The sequence below is a fragment of the Stenotrophomonas sp. GbtcB23 genome (genome assembly GCF_019091045.1).
Taxonomy (GTDB): domain Bacteria; phylum Pseudomonadota; class Gammaproteobacteria; order Xanthomonadales; family Xanthomonadaceae; genus Stenotrophomonas; species Stenotrophomonas rhizophila_A.
Map to the genome: position 1 here is coordinate 1 of NZ_JAGXKC010000453.1, position 264 is coordinate 264.

General features: G+C 59.5%; 1 protein-coding gene. It reads right to left on the reverse strand.

Annotated elements, in window-relative coordinates; all coding sequences use genetic code 11:
- Positions 1 to 182 (reverse strand): LysR family transcriptional regulator (locus KVS69_RS19755; RefSeq protein ID WP_217539793.1); only part of this gene is annotated, 182 nt, incomplete at its 3' end.
- Between the last annotated feature and the right edge of the window lie 82 nt (positions 183 to 264).

A 264-nucleotide genomic window follows, 5' to 3' on the forward strand; every position in this document is an offset into this window, starting at 1 on the left:
GGCTGCATGCCGGAGCGGGTGCGACGAAACAGCAGAAAACCGGCCGTCTCCTGAAGGTCGGCGATCGTACGGCTGACCGCGGGCTGCGACACCTGAAGATACTCGGCGGCGCGCGTCACATTGCCGAAATGCATGATCGCCTGGAAGACTTCGACCTGACGGAAGGTAAGCGTCTGTCTCATCGTTTCTCTATCCGTTTCCCGGCTTTTCGTGTGTCCGCCGGATCTCGCGCTCCATCTTGGTGCGACGCTCATATCACAAAGT